Source organism: Janthinobacterium sp. CG_23.4, assembly GCF_029892305.1.
Lineage (GTDB): Bacteria > Pseudomonadota > Gammaproteobacteria > Burkholderiales > Burkholderiaceae_D > Janthinobacterium > Janthinobacterium lividum_D.
The window spans coordinates 1,967,030-1,981,920 of record NZ_JARXUX010000001.1 but is presented as its reverse complement, the minus strand read 5'-3'; the positions used below and the strand labels follow the sequence as shown (position 1 = coordinate 1,981,920).

The following is a 14,891-nucleotide window of genomic DNA, read 5'->3' as shown; positions in this document are numbered from 1 at the left end:
TTTCTAGCCAAAACCGCAAAAAGCACGATCGAATTCAATACAAAGGATGACCATGGGGATTAATTTCAAGGATGCGCTAGGCGTGCACGCGGATGCATTGGCGCTGCGTGCCGACCGTACACGCGTGCTGGCAGCCAATATTGCGAATGAAAATACGCCCGGCTTCCAGGCCATGGACATGGATTTCGGCAGCGCGCTGCAGCAGTTGCAGGATAACGAGGCAGGCATGCTGTCGACCGATGACGATGCCAGTGCCTTATACCGCGTACCCTACCACCCCAGCCGCGACGGCAATACGGTCGAAATCGGCGTCGAGCAGGCGGCGTTCTCGCAAAATGCCACCGACTTCCAGACCAGCCTCACTTTCGTCAACATGAAACTGAAGGGTCTGGCCAAGGCCATTTCCGGACAATAAGGATCAGCATGAGCTTCCAGGATATCTCCAAGATCGCCGGCTCGGCGATGGCAGCGCAAACTGTGCGCCTCAATACCATCGCCAGCAACCTGGCCAATGCCGATTCGGTTGCCGGTTCCGAAGGTGAAACCTACCGCGCGCGCAAACCCGTGTTTGCGGCCGTCATGGATGGCCCCGGTTCCAGCGGCGCCGGCGGGCGCGTACAGGTGCTCGACGTGGTGCAAAGCGATGAACCATTGCGCAAGGTATATGAACCGGGCCATCCAATGGCCAATGCCGATGGCATGGTGTTCTACCCCAACGTCAATCAGGTAGCCGAAATGACCGACATGATGTCTGCTTCGCGCGCGTTTGAAACCAATGTCGAAGTTCTGGGCCGCATCAAATCGATGCAGCAATCGCTCCTCAAATTAGGTGAAGCATAATCCATGGAAACCAATCTCTTTACAAATAACAGCAGTGGCAGCAACAGCGGCAGCAATGCCGTCAAATCGCAGGTCAATGCCACCCAGGACATGTTCACCAAATTGCTGGTCGCGCAAATCAAGAACCAAGATCCCCTCGCGCCGACCGATCCGAGCCAGTTCGTCAATCAATTGACGCAGCAGGCGCAAACGGAAGCGATGCAAAACCTGTCGGCGCTGACCAGCGCCAATGCCAGCGTGCTGCAATCGATGCAAGTGCTGGCACTGGGCGCGCAAGTGGGCTCCGAAGTGATGGTCAACAGCGAAACGGTGCAGCTAGACCAGAGCAAGGTCAGCGGCAGCATTGCACTGGCCGCCGGCACCACCAAGACCACCGTGACCCTGAAGGGCAACGACGACAAGCAGTACAAGATCGAACTGGGCGCCAAGGGGGCCGGCAACGTGCCCTTCACCATCGATCCCGTGGCCCTGGGCTTGCCTGCTGGCACCTACAGCATAGCCGTTAGCACCAATGGCACCGAAAAGCCATCGGTCGACATCGCCGGCAAGCTCAACAGCGTGCGCCTGTCGTCCGGCGGCAACATGATTTTGAACGTGTCGAACCTGGGCGAAGTCAACCCTGGTGCGATCACCGGCTTTAACGGCAAGACGGCCTGATCGGCTCCCCTTCGTTTCTTGAACATTAATCTCCTCCTTCATTAAAGGAAGTCAACATGAGTTTCGACATCGCCCTGTCCGGTATCCAATCCATCAACCAACAGTTGAACAGCACCAGTAACAATATCGCCAATGCCGGCACCTACGGCTTCAAGAGCAGCCGCGCCAATTTTTCGGCCATGTACGCCGGTTCGCGCGCCACGGGGACGGAAATTGGTTCGATCACGCAAAGCATGTCGCTCAATGGCGGCGTACTCAACACAGGCCGCGCGCTCGACGCTGCCATCGACGGACGTGGCTACTTCGTCGCCCGCGATGCGCAAAACACCATGAGCTACAGCCGCGTTGGCATCTTCTCGGCCAGCAGCGAGGGCAAGCTGATCGACTCGAACGGGCGCCTGGTGCAAGGCTATGCAGCAGTCAAAGGCAGTAGCGCCCTGGGCACCATGGGCGATATGCTCATTCCGACGGGCCAGATTCCCGCCGTGGCAACGACCAAGCTGGCGTACGCCGCCAACCTGTCGGCTGAATGGACCGTCAAAACGCCTCCTTTCGACAAGAACAATGAACTGAGCTACAACAGCGCCAAGTCCTCGATCGTCTACGATTCGCTGGGCACCAAGCATTCGCTGGGCCAGTACTTCGTCAAAACGGCAGCGGGCGTGGACGTGCATTACACCTTCGACAACGCCACTGTGGCGACGGTGACGAACATGACCTTCGATGTGAACGGTAAGCTGGTCAACGGCACGTCTGCCGCGCCAGTGTTGCCGACGCCAGCGGGCGCGGCGGCGATGGCCGTTGCCATCGACTACACGGGCACGACCCAGTTCGCCGGCGAAGCGACCACCTCGACCGACCGCGCCGACGGCTATGCTTCGGGCACCTATACGGGCGTGGAACTGGCCGACGACGGCTCCGTCGTGGCGAAATACACGAACGGTCAAAAGCAAAGCATCGGCGTGATTGCCCTGGCCACCTTCCCCGACGAAGGCGCATTGACTGCTGTGAACGATACTAGCTGGGTCGCCTCGACCACATCGGGCACCGCCATCTATGACCGTCCGGGTGCAGGCATGGCCGGCAAACTGGTAACGAGCTCGCTGGAACAGTCGAACGTCGACATCACCTCCGAACTGGTGGGTCTGATGACGTCGCAGCGTAACTACCAAGCGAACTCGAAGGTCATCTCGACCGAGAACGCGATGCTGCAATCGCTGATGCAAGCGCTGTAATCGACCATACGCAAAGGGTAGAGCAATGGATGCGCTGATTTATACCGCCATGAGCGGGGCCGACCGCGCCCTGCGGGCACAGCAGGTACACGCCAACAACCTGGCCAACATCGAGACGGGCGGCTTTCGCGCCAACCTGGAAGTGTCGACGGCCCAGCCGCTGCAAAAAGGCTATGGCTACGACGACCGCCACATGACGCAGACCCAGTCGAGCGCCATCACTACGCGCATGGGCGACATCAGGGAAACGGGACGCGATCTCGACGTGGCCATCACAGGCAACGGTTTTCTCGCGGTGCAGTGGCAAAACGGCGAAGCCTACACGCGCGCCGGCGCCATGAACCTCGATGAAACGGGCGCGCTGACCCTGAATGGCCGGCCAGTGCTGGGCGAAGGCGGTCCCATCACGATTCCCGAGCATACCAGCCTGTCGATCGGCGTCGATGGCACGATTTCCATCCAGGTGCCGGGTACTGCGCAGATGCAAACTGTCGACAAGCTCAAGCTGGTCAACGCCGAAGCGGGCGAGCTGACCAAGAACGAGGCGGGCCTGATCGTGGCGCGCAGCGGCGAAGACTTGCAGGCTGATCCGACGGTGCGCCTGCGCGAGCGTCACCTCGAAGGCAGCAACGTCTCGGCCGTCGAGGAAATGGTTGCCACCATGAGCCTGAACCGCAGTTTCGAGATGCAGATGAAAGTATTCAAGGCCAGTGATTCCATGACGGAATCCGGCAACCGCCTGCTGGGCGCATAAGAATGCATGACATAAGCTACTGCGCGTTGCGATTTGCGGCCTGCGATGCTCACTGTGCTCAAGCACAGTTGCGCTTCTCGACCACAACTCGCGGCCGCTCGCTACGCTTCTGTCAAGCATTTTTCACCCAACAAAAAACAAACGAATTCAAGGAGTAAAGCATGAATCCAGCAATGTGGATCAGCAAGACCGGCGTGCAGGCACAAGATGCCAAACTGCAAGCTATCGCGAATAACCTGGCCAACGTCAATACGGTAGGCTTCAAGCGCGACCGCGTCGTCTTTGAAGACCTGTTTTACCAGATCGAGCAGCAACCGGGCACGCAGCGCGCCGACAACACGCTGTCGCCTTCTGGCGTACAGTTGGGTAACGGTACCCACATGGTGGGCACGCAAAAGGTGTTTACCACCGGCAGCCTGCAAACGACGAGCCGCGAATTCGACGTCGCCATCACCGGCAACGGCTTTTTGCAAGTGCTGCGCCCAAATGGCGAAGCTGCCTACACGCGCGCCGGCCAGCTGGGCATCAATGAAAACGGCGTCATGGTCAACGCCCAAGGCTTGCCGCTAGTGCCGCAGATCACGGTGCCGAACGGTGCCACGATCACCATCGGCGAAAATGGCGTGGTCACGGCCAGCGTGCCGGGCAATGTCAACGGCACCCAGCTGGGCCAACTCACCCTGACCAGCTTTGTCAACCCGACCGGCTTGCTGGCACTCGGTGAAAACCTGTTCCAGGAAACGGCATCGAGCGGTACGCCGACGGAAGGCCGTCCCGGCGATGGCGCACTGGGCAAGCTGAAACAGTTTGCGCTGGAAGGCTCGAACGTGCAGGTAGTCGAAGAGATGGTCGACATGATCGCTGCCCAGCGCACCTATGAAATGAACACCAAGGTGCTGTCGGCTGCCGACAATATGCTGCAATACCTGGCGCAAGCGGCGCGCTGATGAAGTTCGCCATGCACGCCACGGCGGCCTTGCTGCTGGTGCTGATGGCCGGTTGCGCCAGCCAGCCTGTCGCGCCGGTGGCGCCGAGCTTTTTCGACACGCCGCTGCCCGTGGCGCCGCGCAGCACGGTGCGCGGCGGCGTAGGCGGCGGCGTCTTCAATCCTGACGCAGGCATGGACCTGATTTCGGATAGCCGCGCCTTCCGCGTCGGCGACGTCGTCACGGTGGCCCTGCAAGAGACCACGCAGGCGAGCAAAAAAGCGGGCACTTCGTTCAACAAGGGTTCGTCCGTCGGCGTGAAGGCGGCCAATATCCTCGGCAAGACTCTGCCCAAGACGGGTGTCGACCTGTCGGCAGACCGCAACTTCGCCGGCGACTCGACCAGCACGCAACAAAATGCGCTGTCCGGCGCCATCACCGTGATCGTGCAGGAAGTGCTGCCGAACGGTTTGCTGCGCGTGCAGGGCGAAAAAACGCTGACCCTGAACCAGGGCGAGGAATTCGTGCGCCTGCGCGGCTACCTGCGCGCCGCTGACATCGATTCCAACAACCAGGTTTCGTCCTTGCGCATCGCTAATGCTCAGATCGTCTATTCCGGCCAGGGTACTCTGGCCGATGCCAATACACCAGGCTGGCTGACGCGCTTTTTCGTCGGCCCATGGATGCCGTTTTAAGGTGACCTCATGAAATTTCGCTCCGTCCTGCCCCTGGCAGCCATGCTGGCCGTGTTCTCCGGCTTTGCCCTGCCCGCCAGCGCTGCGCAAGTGCTGCGCAACCTGGTCAGCATCGAGGGCGTGCGCGACAACCCGCTGGTCGGCTATGGCCTCGTGGTGGGCCTGAACGGCAGTGGCGACACCACCCAGGTGAAGTTTTCCAGCCAGTCCGTGGTCAACATGCTCAAACAATTCGGCGTGAAGATGCCGGACGGCGCCGAAGCGAAAAGCAAGAACGTCGCCACCGTCATGGTCAGTGCCGTGTTTCCACCAGGATACCGCCGTGGCCAGGCCATCGATGTCACTGTCTCGTCCCTGGGCGACGCGAAAAGCTTGCGCGGTGGCACCTTGCTGCTGACGCAATTACGTGCAGCCGACAATGAAACGTATGCGCTGGCGCAAGGCAACGTCGTCGTTGGCGGTTTGAATGCCACCGGCAAGAGCGGCTCGTCCGTCACCGTCAATACGCCCACCTCGGGCCGCATTCCCAATGGCGCCAACATCGAGCGCGAGATCATCAGCGACTTTGCCACCAAGCCTTCCGTCACCCTGAATCTGCGCCACCCGCATTTCGAGACGGCCATCAATATCGTCGAAGCGGTAAACCGCCGCTTCGGTGCCGTCGCCACCACGCGCGACGCTACCAGCGTGGACGTGCTGGCACCGGAAAACCCGACCCAGCGCGTGGCTTTCATGGCAAAACTGGAAGCGCTGAGCGTCGAAGTCGGCGTCGACACGCCGAAAGTGGTCTTCAATTCGCGCACTGGCACCGTTGTCATCGCCGAAGGCTTGCGCGTGAAGGCGGCCGCCGTCACGCACGGCTCGCTCAAGGTCGTCATTTCTGAAAGTTCCAACGTCAGCCAGCCAGCGCCGTTCAGTGGTGGCCAGACCACCGTCACGCCGCAGTCGAAGGTCTCGGTCGACCAGGGCAACGGCAATATGTTCAAATGGCCGGCCGGCGCCAAGCTGCAATCTATCATCGACGTCGTCAACAGCCTGGGTGCTTCGCCCGATGACGTCATGGCAATCTTGCAAGCCCTGGACCAGGCCGGGGCGATCGAGGGTGAGCTGGTGGTTATCTAAGCTGACACTGAAAGCTGAATCGACATGAATATATACGACAGCAGCAGCGCCCTGCCTTCGGCGCTGGACGACAAGAGCATTTCGGCCGCCACGCCGGCCGATCCGCGCTACGCGGCCAAGGCTACCGAGGCGGCGATCAAGTTCGAAGCCTTCTTCATCTCGCACATGCTGCGCCAGATGCGCTCGGGCACGCGCGAGATGGCAGGCGAGGACAGCGTCTTCAAGGACCCCATCAACAGCGACATGCTGGAAATGGCCGACAACCTGGTCGCTGACAAGATGGCCGGCCAGCGCGCCTTTGGCATCGCCGACGCGATCCTGCGTCAGTTGCTGCCAAAGGCCAGCGCGCCAGTGGCAGCCAACATCCCTGTCAAGAGCGACAATATTGCAGCGCCGCTTAATAAATCTGTCTGAAGCGTCGCCTGTACAAGGTAACAACGATTCATTGCCTGCCATCATGCACGCGCCACTTTCACGAAAGAAAATTGCCCAATGAGCATCATTAGCAATGCATTGTCAGGCAGCCTCGCCTCCCAGGCCGCACTCAATGCTGCCAGCCAGAACATCGCCAACCTGCAAACGCCCGGCTATACCCGCCAGGGCGTTCTGCTGTCCTCGCTGGGCGCGGGCGCAGGCGTGCGCTCGGCCGGCAATGGCGTGGAAGTATCGGCCCTGCTGCGCTTTGCCGATGCGTATAAAAGTCAGCAAATGTGGCGCGCCGCGTCTGACCAGGGTTCCCGCTCGCAAACGCAGCCTTACGTGACGCAGCTCGAGCGCGTGATGGGTGACGACATCTCCAGCATCAGCAATGGCATCGACGGCTTTTTCGCCGCCCTTAACGCCTCGGCAGTCGACCCGACATCGACGCCGCTGCGACAGCAAATCGTCACCTCCGCCGACGCCATGGCACAGCGCTTCAACAGCATCAGCAACGTCATGAGCAACCAGCTGCTGTCGGTGCAGCAGCAACGCGCAGCGATCATGCCGCAAGCCAATACCACGCTGGCCAACATCGCCGCGCTGAACCAGCGCATCAGCACCTCGGCTGCGTCGGGCACGAATGTGTCGTCGCTCATGGATGCGCGTGACCAGCTGATCGACGGCCTGGCCTCGCAAATGGGCATCGAAGTGCTCGACCAACCCGATGGCTCGCGCAATGTCTCACTGAAGTCAGGCCAGCCACTGGTCCTGGGCAACATTGCAGGCACCCTCAGCAGCAGCATGACGCTGACGGGTCAACAAACGTTCACCCTCGATTTCGCCAAGTCCTCGTACGTCCTCGATTCGGTAGCCATCGGCGGCCAGATAGGTGGCCTGGGCGAGTTCGAGCAAAATACCCTGAAACCACTGCAACAGTCGCTGCAAGATTTGGCCACGCAGTTGACCAGCAAGGTCAACACGCAATTGGCGCTGGGCCAAACCATGAGCGGCAGCGCCGGCGGCCCTCTGCTGACGTACGCGAATGGCAAGCTGGGCATTACTCCCGGCTTCAACGCCAGGGACCTGGCCCTGTCACTGACGGGTGCCGCTGGCGACAGCGGCAACTTGCAGAAATTGATCGATATCAAGAATCAGCCTATCGGCGTCAGCTGGGTCGGCTCTGTCCTGATGAGCGATGCCGACACGCAACTCGTCGGCAAGCTGGCCATTTACAGCCAGCAGAACCAGGCCCTGCTGAAGACGGCCAACACGGTGCGCGCGCAAGCCGTCGATGACTGGAAGTCCACCAGCGGCGTGAACAAGGACGAGGAAGCGATGAGCCTGGTGGAATTCCAGAATATGTACCAGGCAAACATGAAAGTCATTTCCGTGGCGAATAGCTTGTTTGATGCCACTTTGCAAATGATGGGTTAAGGAGAAAATCATGCGTGTCGCCAGTAGCCAGTACCAATCGCTGATTAATATTTCTCTTCAGCAAAATCAGGAACGCATCAATTACCTGACCCAGCAGATGTCCTCTGGCTTGCGCATTCAGTTGCCATCGGATGATCCGATCGGCAATGTGCGCGTTTCGCGCCTGACGCGCGAGCAAGCCATGGTGACCCAGTACCAGGACAATATCGCTACGGTAAAAGTGCGCCTGCTGAAAAACGAAAACTACCTGTCGAGTATGGTTACCGACATGGGCCAGGCGCGCGACCTGCTGGTGTGGGCCGCCGACGGCAGCAATACGCCCGACGACCTGAATGCGATGACGCAATCGCTCGCTGCCATGCGCGACAGTGTGCTCTATACGGCCAACCTGAAGGACCAGGAGGGCCGCTACATGTTTTCCGGCACCGCCACCGACCAGTCGCCCATCAAATACGACCCGGCGGCAGCCGTCGGCGCGCGTTACAGCTACGTCGGCAATACCGACACGCAGAACGTGGTGGTGGGCAATGGTGTGACGCAGGCGGCCAACGTCGACGTGAAGAACCTGGAAGTGTGGCTCAACAAGATTGACCAGGTCGTCGCCAAGCTCAGCACGTCAGGCGTCAACCCTAACGACCCTGCTGTGCGCACCCTCGTCAGCGACGCCCTGGATGGCACCGATGACGGCATGGATTTACTCTCAGGCAAGATTGCCATTTTTGGCGGCGCGCAAAACATTCTCACCACACTCTCGGGCAACCTGGCCAACGTCTCGCTGTCAAACGACATGGCATTATCAGATTTGAAAAAGACCGACATGGGCGCGGCCGCCATTGACCTGAACGGCTACCAGACGGCACTGCAGGCCACGTACAAGGCCTATGCCAAGGTCGGTACCATTTCCCTGTTTGATCTTCTCTGACCATCATGCAAATCGTTCAGACCTCTTCCTCTTCCGGCGTCAACGCCAAAGGCGCCGGCACAGCCCGCGTCATCGATGACGCGTCCGCTGCCACAAGCGGCAGCGCCAGCGCCAACACGCGTGGCGAGGCGCCGGCGGCGAGGAGTTCGACGGCAAGCCTGAAGCGCGGCCTGAGCAACTGGGATCACCAGTTACAGGGAGAGATTTCCAACGCGCAGCAAACACTCGATTACCTGGAACGTAGCAGCAGCCAGTTGCAGGCGCTGAAAAGCGAGCTGGCGGCCAAGCTGGCCGCGCGTCAGGGCCGCGAAGGACAAGTCGAAGCACGCGTGCGCCAGTTCAGCAATACCTGGCGCCAGCGCGCTAGCGCATCGGGTGGCACGCTAGACGCACAGCTCAGCTATACCAGCCCGCAAGCGGCACAGCAAAACTTCAGCATCCGCGGCCTGACCATGGCCAGCCTGCAAGATGGCCCGCAGGAAGTGCTGGCGTTTTCGCTCGGCGGCGCCAACCAGGCCCTGCGCTCGGTGAATATCGAACCTGGCCTGAGCGAGAGCGAAATCGTCGCGCGCTTCGACCGCGCACTCATGCCGTCAGGTATCGGCGTCAAGCTGGGCGAGAATGGCGAGCTGGTATTCAGCACCTCGGAAGCTGGCTGGGCCAACGTGCGCGACAGCCTGTCCGTGCGCGGCAACGGCATCCGCTATCCGACCGGCCAGATGAGCCGTGTGCGCACGGATGCGGAACCGGCCGCCATCGCCCCGGAAGAATGGCATACCGGTGACGTCGAAGCCTTGCGCGCCACCTTGCAGCACGTGGTGCAGGCGCTGGCACAGTTGCAGGCGGCGCGCAGCTCCGTCAGCCTGGCTCTGGCGCAGGCAACGGGACGCGTAGCCCGCGCCCAACCTGTACAAGTGAGCGTCGGCATGGATACGCTGGCGGAAAACTTTACCGAAAAGGCTAGCCAGCCCGGCTATGAATCGCTGTTGGCGATCAGCTCGGCGCTCGTCGGCATCAGCCGTGAGCGCGTCGTCGCACTATTGGGACTAGAATAAGCGCCCCGGGCGTGCGCTGCCTTGGCGCGCGCAGCGATGGTGGGGCACGCCCGCTGGCGTAGGGCGGTGCAACTGCAGCAGATGCTGCCCATTGGCCATTGCCCGTCGCCGATTGCCCATACGCCAGCGCACCCCTTCATCGAGCGCCAAAGTTCCCGAGATAAAAACCGCCGCCTCGCTACTCAGCTACACCCGGCTGCGCAGCCATGAACGCCAGTTCTGCGTCCCTGTCCAGGCCAGCAGGGCGCAGCAGCGCGTTCAGGCAGCCGGCTGAGCGGCAAGCAGGCGCGCCATCTGCCCTGCCGGCAGGACGCGGGAAAAGAAATATCCCTGCGCATAATCGCAGCCGGCAGCGCGCAGCAGATCGCGCTGCGCCGCCGTTTCCACCCCTTCGGCCACGACTTTCAGCCCCAGCCGCTGGGCCAGCGCAATGAGCGCCGTGCACAGTCCCAGCCCCAGCCTGGCATCATCGCATCCCAATTCGCTGACCAGGGAACGGCCGATCTTGAGCAGATCGATATCGGCCGTTTTCAGACAGGCGAGCGATACCTGGCCGCTGCCGAAATCGTCGAGCGCCAACGCCAGCCCCATGGCGCGGAACTGGCGCAGGCGCTCGACCACCTGGCGCGCCCCGTCAAGCAGCACCGCCTCCGTCATTTCGATGATGATGGCACCCGGCGCCAAGCCCTGGCCCGCCAGGTACCCACCCCAATCCTGGTACAGCGCGGCGTCGCAACGAAATTCCATGGCTGACTTGTTGATACTGATCTGCAACACGGTCCCATGCGCGTCTTGCCACTGCCGCGCCTGGCGCACAACCTGGCGAAAAACCCACTCGCCGATATCGATGATCAAGCCGTTCGTCTCGGCAAACGCGATGAAGTCGGCCGGTAGCAGCAGCCCGCGCAGCGGATGGCGCCAGCGCAGCAGCGCCTCGGCCCGCTCGATGGCGCCATCGCAGAGGCGGATGATGGGCTGATAATGCACTTCGAACTGGTCTTGCGCCAGCGCCAGGCGCATCTCGCGCAGCGTGCTGCGGCGCAATTCGGTCGCCTGCTGCAGGGCCGGCGTGAAATAGCTGTAACCATTGCGCCCCGCACTCTTGGCCGCATACATGGCCTGGTCGGCATGGCGCAGCAAGCTGTCCGGATCCTCACCGTCGGACGGATACAGCGCCACGCCCACGCTGGCCGACACTTGCACCGTATCGCCATCGAGCACGAAAGGCCGGGCCAGCGCCGCCGTCAGTTCCTGCAGCACGCACTCGATGCCACCGAGCTGCCCCTCACCGGCCAGGATGACGGTGAACTCGTCGCCACCCAGGCGCGCTACCGTGTCAGTGGCGCGCACGCGTTCGCTGATGCGCCGCGCCGCCTGACGCAGCAGCATGTCGCCCTTCTCGTGGCCCAGCCGGTCATTCACCTGCTTGAAATGGTCCAGGTCGATGAACAGCAGGGCCAGGTAAGCACCTTCGCGCCTGGCATGGTAGGCCTCGTGCTGCAGCCGGTCGAGGAACATGTGGCGGTTCGGCAAGCCCGTCAGCTGGTCAAAATTGGCTTGCCGCCAGATGCGCTCGGACGCTACCCGTTGCGCCGTGATGTCGCTCACCAGCGCCAGCGCACCGAAGTAAGTGCCGCACGCGTCGAAGATGGGGTTGGTGGCCAGCGTAGCCCACAAGGTGCTGCCGTCACGCCGCAGGAACTTGAATTCATGGCGTTCGGCAATGCCATCCTGGCGCCACGCAATGTTGCGCTCCAAAATGGCGCGTCCCTCGTCATCCATGAACGATGCTAACGGTTGGCCTAGCATATCCTCGATCTGGTAGCCCAGCATTTGCGCCATCTTCGGATTGACAAAGCTGGTCAGCGCCTGCGCATCGATTTCCCAAATGCCCTCCACGGCACTGTGGACGATGCGCCGGAAGCGCTCCTCGCTGCGTTCGAGCGCGGCCAGCTTGCCCTCGGCCTGCTCCAGCACCAGGCGCAGCGCCTGGCCGTTCGGGTCGGCACTACCGAGCAAGGTGACGGGCAAGCCGGCATCGCCGGCGCCGGGACGGGACGGCAACAGGAGCTGAAGCTGGATGCGCTCGGGCTCGCTGCTATTGAGCACGCGCTGCACGAACTGGGCGTAATCGTGACGAAAGGCTTCATGGATATACGAACGGAACAGCACGTGGCCAGGCCGTTCGCGTGACAGGCCGAGCAGTTCTGCCGCCACCAGGTTGACTTGCAGGATCACGCCATCGAGGCCCGAGACGACATAGGCGACGGGCGCCAGCAGGTATAAATCGTTGAAATAAGCTTGCTCGCGTTCAGCTTTCACCCGCTCCGGGCTGAAGACGCCATCGTCAAGCAGGGGCGCACCATGCTGTAGCGCGCCGTCATGGCAACGCGAACAACAATTCGCAGCAGATAGCGCTTGCAGTGGTGTATCCATGGCGGTCCTTGGCACTACCGCCCTGGCAACAAGGTGGGTGCAGTACGAGACTAGCATGCGCGGTGCACAGTGTCGAGCAATGCATGCGGGTATGCCACTTTCACCACAACCGCGGCTGAGGGTTCGTGCGCCGCCATACGCTAGCGCAGGGCACGATCAGCACCTGGCGTATAAACGCGGGCAGAGATGCAGGCGGGAAATCAATACCAGGCTGATATTGCGCGGGTCCCGCTTGTCATGGCCCATCGCAGGCTTTTCGTCGGAGAGTACGACAAAGGCAATGGCAGGCGCGGGCATGGCATATTTCACCGAGCCGGTAGCACACAGCGGCGCCGGACAAGCAGCATGGCCGCCGTGCACCCGCGCCATGCAAACGCGTCAGCGGCCCATGCTGCGCCGGCGCAAGCCGAAGTCATGGCCTACCACCAGCAAGGTGCTCGCTACCAGGCTGGACAGACCCACGATCAGCTGGATCAGCTTATCATCTGGCAAGATCCACAACGACGAATCGGGCGCCGCGCAGCCCGTCGCGGCACTGATGAGGGGCGAGATCCAGGCTGCATCGGGCCTCACGTCGAGCACGACGGCGCCATCGGCGCTGGTCTGCATATAAATGTCGCCCCCTTCGGCGAGGGTAAAACAGATGCCCACGCCCGTTTCCGTGGCGCCGATATTGTCCTGCATGCTGCGGTTATGCTCGTCGATCCACACTTCCACGTCATACGGCGTTTCCAGGTGCTCCCAAGGGCAAGGGCGAAAACGAGCACGCTGCGCCGTGCTGGCCAGAGTGTCAGGCCTGTCGGGAGTATCGGGAGTATCGGGGATGTTGCTGTCTGCTGCGCCTTGCATGCTCGTTAACCTTTTCTGCGGTGATGCGGCGGGACCGGTTGCCCGCCAGCCGCCATTATCCACGGTTCACGGCCAGCCCGGTATCGTTGGCGCACACATATCAGAATAACTGATAGCTATCAACTTTTAGTATCAGCATACCTGACTTAAGATGGCTGCCATCTCTTCTTTACAGGCTTTACATGCAAGGCATCAAACGCAAAATCGTCTACGTCACCGCCTTTGAAATCATCGGCATGGCCATTTCCACGGCTTGGCTGACGCTGCTTTCGGGCGCATCGCCCACCAGCACGGGTCCGCTGGCCATCATGATCACCAGCGTCGCCGTGATCTGGAACCTGCTCTACAACACGGCCTTCGAATACTGGGAAATGCGCCAAGTGTCGCGCACGCGCACCGTCTGGCGCCGCATCCTGCACGCGATCGGCTTCCAGATCACGCTCGTCATCTACCTGATCCCGCTGATCGCCTGGTGGCTCGACATCAGCCTGTGGCAAGCCTTCGTGCTGGACTTCGCGTTGATGCTGATCATCCCGTGCTACAGCTTCATCTTCAACTATTTCTTCGATGGCCTGTTCGGCGTGCCACTGTCGGCGCAACAGCCGAAGCAAGAACCAGGCGCATTTCAGGAAGCCGCTGCCGGCACCTCGCTCAGCAACTGAAGAAAGGACCGCGCCGCCATGCCCAGCGGCCGGTCCTTCATCCACACCAGGTGGATGGGCACGACCAGGCCATTGCCGGTATTCTTGAACGCCACGCGGCGCACCCGCCCGGCCGCCAGTGAATGCTCGATAGCCGAGGCGGCAAAGTTGCCCCACCCCAATCCTGCCTCGACCATCGCCAGCGCCATCGGCAAACTGTCGGTGCGCCAATAGGATAGCCCCACCACGGGGCGTGCATCGGCCAGGTCGAGTTCACGGCTGGCGACGATGATCTGGCGCAAATTCACCAATTCCTCAATATACAAAGGCCGACCCGCCGCGCTGGGCGTATGCTGAGTAGAAATAATTGCCAGCAAGGCATCACTGCCCACCAACTGAAACTGCTCCTTGTGATTGATGCGCCCGCCAGCGAAGGCCATACAGGCGCTGATGCGGCCCCGGTGCAGCATGTCGAGCACATCGTCTTGCGGCGCCGTCAGCACCTCGATGTCGAGCAGCGGATGGCGCTGCGACAGCGCGCGCACGGCGGCCAGGAAGGGAGCATGGTCGAGCTCGGCCGCAATGCCCAGCGAAATGCGGCTTTCCAATCCCTGCGACAATTCCTGCACGTGCAGGTGCAACTGTTTCAGCTGCTCGGCGATCAGGCGCGCATGGGGCATCAGCGCCATCGCCGCCGGCGTGGGTACGGCTTCGCGCGCGCCACGGTCGAACAGGGCGATCCCCAGTTCCGCCTCGATGTTGGCGATGGCCATGCTGACGGCCGACGGCGCGCGCCGCAAGGCGCGCGCGGCGGCCGAAAACGAGCCGCCATCAACGACGGCCAGGAACAGTTCGATGTTATGGCTGGACAGTTTCATGGCAGGCGGGAAATCGAAAGCGGACTA

At 61.4% G+C, this 14,891-nt stretch carries 16 protein-coding genes; 13 read left to right on the top strand and 3 right to left on the bottom strand.

Annotated elements, in window-relative coordinates; translation table 11 throughout:
* Positions 1-52 precede the first annotated feature (52 nt).
* From flgB to H4V96_RS08950, 12 genes are all read left to right on the top strand, one after another.
* Positions 53-415 (top strand): flagellar basal body rod protein FlgB, encoded by a 363-nt coding sequence (gene flgB / locus H4V96_RS09005; RefSeq protein ID WP_029496348.1) that lies wholly within the window; start codon positions 53-55, stop codon positions 413-415.
* An 8-nt stretch (positions 416-423) separates the two neighbouring features.
* Complete coding sequence (flgC, locus tag H4V96_RS09000; protein ID WP_010397423.1) at positions 424-840, top strand: flagellar basal body rod protein FlgC; 417 nt, start codon at positions 424-426, stop codon at positions 838-840.
* Positions 841-843: 3 nt separating this feature from the next.
* Positions 844-1,497 (top strand): flagellar hook capping FlgD N-terminal domain-containing protein, encoded by a 654-nt coding sequence (locus tag H4V96_RS08995; RefSeq protein ID WP_196855477.1) that lies wholly within the window; start codon positions 844-846, stop codon positions 1,495-1,497.
* Positions 1,498-1,553: 56 nt separating this feature from the next.
* Complete coding sequence (locus H4V96_RS08990) at positions 1,554-2,732, top strand: flagellar hook-basal body complex protein (RefSeq protein WP_196855478.1); 1,179 nt, start codon at positions 1,554-1,556, stop codon at positions 2,730-2,732.
* Positions 2,733-2,757: 25 nt separating this feature from the next.
* The gene (flgF, locus tag H4V96_RS08985; protein WP_196855479.1) at positions 2,758-3,486 is read left to right on the top strand and encodes a flagellar basal-body rod protein FlgF; all 729 of its coding nucleotides are present in this window, start codon (positions 2,758-2,760) and stop codon (positions 3,484-3,486) included.
* Between the two features lie 161 nt (positions 3,487-3,647).
* Positions 3,648-4,433 (top strand): flagellar basal-body rod protein FlgG, encoded by a 786-nt coding sequence (flgG, locus tag H4V96_RS08980; RefSeq protein ID WP_010397413.1) that lies wholly within the window; start codon positions 3,648-3,650, stop codon positions 4,431-4,433.
* Positions 4,433-5,107: a flagellar basal body L-ring protein FlgH gene (gene flgH, locus H4V96_RS08975; protein ID WP_010397412.1), complete on the top strand. Its 675-nt coding sequence runs from the start codon at positions 4,433-4,435 to the stop codon at positions 5,105-5,107. Before flgG ends, flgH begins: the two co-directional genes overlap by 1 nt.
* A 9-nt stretch (positions 5,108-5,116) precedes the next feature.
* Positions 5,117-6,229, top strand: coding sequence for a flagellar basal body P-ring protein FlgI (locus tag H4V96_RS08970; protein WP_196855480.1), 1,113 nt, complete (start codon positions 5,117-5,119; stop codon positions 6,227-6,229).
* Positions 6,230-6,253: 24 nt separating this feature from the next.
* Positions 6,254-6,643 carry a rod-binding protein gene (locus H4V96_RS08965; protein ID WP_010397406.1) on the top strand — a complete coding sequence of 130 codons (390 nt, stop codon included), beginning with the start codon at positions 6,254-6,256 and terminating at the stop codon, positions 6,641-6,643.
* 78 nt (positions 6,644-6,721) lie between these two features.
* A complete protein-coding gene (flgK, locus tag H4V96_RS08960; RefSeq protein ID WP_196855481.1) occupies positions 6,722-8,083 on the top strand; it encodes a flagellar hook-associated protein FlgK in 1,362 nt (453 codons plus the stop codon).
* A 10-nt stretch (positions 8,084-8,093) separates the two neighbouring features.
* Positions 8,094-9,005, top strand: coding sequence for a flagellar hook-associated protein FlgL (gene flgL / locus H4V96_RS08955; RefSeq protein WP_280720878.1), 912 nt, complete (start codon positions 8,094-8,096; stop codon positions 9,003-9,005).
* Positions 9,006-9,010: 5 nt separating this feature from the next.
* The gene (locus H4V96_RS08950) at positions 9,011-10,060 is read left to right on the top strand and encodes a hypothetical protein (protein ID WP_196855483.1); all 1,050 of its coding nucleotides are present in this window, start codon (positions 9,011-9,013) and stop codon (positions 10,058-10,060) included.
* A gap of 258 nt (positions 10,061-10,318) precedes the next feature.
* Here the strand turns inward: H4V96_RS08950 and H4V96_RS08945 are convergent, their stop codons facing one another.
* Positions 10,319-12,496 (bottom strand): EAL domain-containing protein, encoded by a 2,178-nt coding sequence (locus H4V96_RS08945; protein WP_280720877.1) that lies wholly within the window; start codon positions 12,494-12,496, stop codon positions 10,319-10,321.
* Between the two features lie 378 nt (positions 12,497-12,874).
* A complete protein-coding gene (locus H4V96_RS08940; protein ID WP_280720876.1) occupies positions 12,875-13,345 on the bottom strand; it encodes a hypothetical protein in 471 nt (156 codons plus the stop codon).
* Between the two features lie 182 nt (positions 13,346-13,527).
* Here H4V96_RS08940 and H4V96_RS08935 point away from each other — a divergent pair, with 182 nt between their 5' ends.
* Entirely contained in the window at positions 13,528-14,007 is a 480-nt protein-coding gene (locus H4V96_RS08935; RefSeq protein WP_196855484.1) for a PACE efflux transporter, read from the top strand.
* Here H4V96_RS08935 and H4V96_RS08930 read toward each other — a convergent pair.
* Positions 13,971-14,864 (bottom strand): LysR family transcriptional regulator, encoded by an 894-nt coding sequence (locus H4V96_RS08930; RefSeq protein WP_196855485.1) that lies wholly within the window; start codon positions 14,862-14,864, stop codon positions 13,971-13,973. The genes H4V96_RS08935 and H4V96_RS08930 overlap by 37 nt on opposite strands.
* Positions 14,865-14,891 lie beyond the last annotated feature (27 nt).